The organism is Bradyrhizobium sp. JYMT SZCCT0428 (assembly GCF_018131075.1).
In the GTDB taxonomy this organism is placed as follows: Bacteria; Pseudomonadota; Alphaproteobacteria; order Rhizobiales; family Xanthobacteraceae; genus Bradyrhizobium.
Genome location: NZ_JAFCLS010000147.1, coordinates 1 through 2,590, shown reverse-complemented (window position 1 = coordinate 2,590; position 2,590 = coordinate 1). Strand labels below are relative to the sequence as shown.

Below are 2,590 nucleotides of genomic sequence, written 5' to 3'. Positions count from 1 at the left end.
TCTATAGTCTTTGAAGACGACGTCGATCGCCTCGATGACCTTCTTGCCCGGATTGGCCTTGCAATGGACGATGACTTCGTGTTGCAGAGCTTTGGCGCGCGAGACCTGCATCATGTGCTTCTTGCCAAGGCCGTTGTACCAACCGCTATACCAGGCAGCCAAGTAATCCGCGTCTTCCTGAAACGTATTCGCCAGTTGAGCGCAGGTCAGCTTCTGAACGTCAAGATAGCCGTCGCGGTCGGCGTATGTCTTGAGTTCGACCTGGGCAACGGCCTGGCCCGCAAAAACGATGCTTGCGCAACCCAAAAACAGTTTCTTTGCGATCATTTCAATGTTTCTTTCTAGCATTTTCACACATTAATTTTCAGCGGCCCGATCACTGGCGGGTTCACTGCTTGCGACCATGAACCCGCGATCAGCAGCGCTGACGACGAATTCGGAAACGCTGAGCCGAATGCTAGTTAGGAAGCCGCAGCGCTCCGAAGCTCTGCGGCTCTTCTCGTCGTTAAGAAACGACTTACTGGCAGACCGTGACGATCCGCCCGTAGGCATCCGCGACCTGCGAGCATGCTCCCGCAGCTCCATAGTAGGCTCCGGCCGCGACGGCGCCACCTACTACGGCTCCGCCGACTATGGCCCGGCGCGTGGTGCGCCGGGCAACGCCGGCGTAACTCATCGGCGTCAGCGGACGGCCGATCCTGGCTTCGGCTGACGACACCAGCAATGACTGTCCAGCGTGGGGCAGTTGACCTCCCCAGAAAAGGGCGCCGACGCCGAGGACAGTCGCGAGTGACAGACGGAATAATGTCATTCGGATCATTTCTTGTCTCCTGACTTGGTCGTGCCCTGCGGGACTTCGTCGATATCGGAGAGATCGCCGAGCGCGATCTTCTTGAAGGAAGGATCTGCCTTGAACGCAAAGGCGTCGGGCGCCACATCGGTCTTCCAGTCCTTGATCCGCAGGGTATATTGCGGCGCTTCGCCGATGCCCTTGCTGGTAATCACGTACTTGCGCGGGATCGGCTTTGCGCCGGATTCGATCCAGATCTGCCAGTCTGTTTCCACGTTACGGAATGCGAGGTGGTCGCATTCGACGCCGTCGATGACGCCCTTGCCAATGACGGCGGCCTCAATCACGTCGGTCATCAAGACATTGAAGACGTTGGAAAGCAGCAAATCGGCACCGGGCGCTACCACTCCGTGCTTATCTCGAAGTACATCAATCAGTTCCTCGGCAGTGCCGGGAGCTTCGATCTGGGCGTAGTCCTTGCCGTCCTTGTTGTTGACGGTCAGCATTTTGCCGTCGAACACAATCTCGACGTCGCGGTAACCACCCGTTCGCGTGGCACGAAGCTTGTCCGGGCGGCTCAATTGCACCTGTCCGGAGCTTGTGAACTGGATTTTCTGTAACTTTGACGTAATCACCTCGATATCGGAGTCGTAAGTTACGGCGAGAGTTTTCTGGCCGGAAACATAGTCCGCCATTCCCTTTAGAAGCTTCTCGGCTTCGCCGTTCTGGGCACGGGCAGCGGGCATTACGGAAACACTCACCATGAGCGCGGCCCCGATCAATATTCTGTGCCGTGGTTTCACTCGCTTCACACTCATCATCGCAATTTTCTCCCGTTGAAAATGTCAACATCGGTGGCCTTCTATCGACAGTAGCGGGGGCCTTACGATTGCGCCAGTAATGTCGCAGCTCGAGATCGTTTTAGGAAACCCACAAGATCGCGCCGTGATCCTGGCACGATGGAGGACTACCTGAGCCTAAGGCTGAAAGCGGACTATACTATTCTAGATTAAGGCTGGTTCGAGAGCTTCACACCAGTCCTTGCGCTTCTCGAAAACGCGCTGCCAAGGTCAAAAGGCCCAGTGCAGCCCTGATAACAAAAGAACCAGCCGGCGATTCAGCACAAATCGGGATGGCACAAACTGCATATAATGAAAGTGAGGCAATTCGGGAACGAGCGGCTCCGTTCCCACATTATGAATGCAATCGGCTGGTTTTTCTACTTGTCCAAAAGAACGAAACGGCCCCAGCCTCAGGAAGAGATGCTGGGGGTCGATGGTTGAGGCACCGAATCCCAACGCTCAACCGGAAAGTCGGCTTTGCCGGCGGGTTCAATCGATTGCTGCGAAACAAAAACCCGTAGTTTTGCGGGTATATGCCCAGGCGCGTGTTGCTGTCCGATTTTGCATAGACAATCACCAAACTCTCTCGTAGCGGAGCAACCTACGGTGACGCTAAAACGGTGCTGCCCAGGAAGATTATTTGGACGGATTGCAGCTATCCTGCGCCATTAGACGGAACGCAGATGCTTACATTCCGGACTTCCATCACGTTTGCGGTGATGGCGTTTATCGTCGCGTTGACCGCGTTGCTGATCGCCATTCAGTTACGGTCCCTGCGCTTTGCCACCCATGAAGCCGCGTCAGCCTACATGGACGCAACCAGCACCAAAGTCCTGGGGCGCCTGCAAGGCGAACTCTCTACCATCTCCTCCCTGGTCCATGTGCTGGCCACCAGCTCAAGCGTGGCCGACTCAGATGAACGAAGCGAGACCGGCCGCGCCATTCCGCTGTTCAAGGC

Annotated in this window: 4 protein-coding genes; 1 reads left to right on the top strand and 3 read right to left on the bottom strand. The window is 56.1% G+C overall.

What is annotated here, in order from left to right:
* From JQ575_RS44030 to JQ575_RS44020, 3 genes are all read right to left on the bottom strand, one after another.
* On the bottom strand, positions 1-327 hold a 327-nt coding region (locus tag JQ575_RS44030), incomplete at its 3' end, for an HdeA/HdeB family chaperone (RefSeq protein ID WP_212039379.1).
* Between the two features lie 190 nt (positions 328-517).
* Positions 518-820 carry a hypothetical protein gene (locus tag JQ575_RS44025; RefSeq protein ID WP_212039377.1) on the bottom strand — a complete coding sequence of 101 codons (303 nt, stop codon included), beginning with the start codon at positions 818-820 and terminating at the stop codon, positions 518-520.
* Positions 817-1,611 (bottom strand): DUF2092 domain-containing protein, encoded by a 795-nt coding sequence (locus JQ575_RS44020; protein WP_249167326.1) that lies wholly within the window; start codon positions 1,609-1,611, stop codon positions 817-819. The genes JQ575_RS44025 and JQ575_RS44020 overlap by 4 nt, the downstream gene beginning before the upstream one ends.
* A gap of 704 nt (positions 1,612-2,315) precedes the next feature.
* Here JQ575_RS44020 and JQ575_RS44015 point away from each other — a divergent pair.
* Positions 2,316-2,590 (top strand): hypothetical protein (locus JQ575_RS44015; protein ID WP_212039375.1); only part of this gene is annotated, 275 nt, incomplete at its 3' end.

Excerpts from the sequence above, each read along its gene's own strand:
- JQ575_RS44025 (WP_212039377.1), bottom strand. The coding sequence starts at position 820 with ATGATCCGAATGACATTATTCCGTCTGTCACTCGCGACTGTCCTCGGC.
- JQ575_RS44020 (WP_249167326.1), bottom strand. The coding sequence starts at position 1,611 with ATGATGAGTGTGAAGCGAGTGAAACCACGGCACAGAATATTGATCGGG.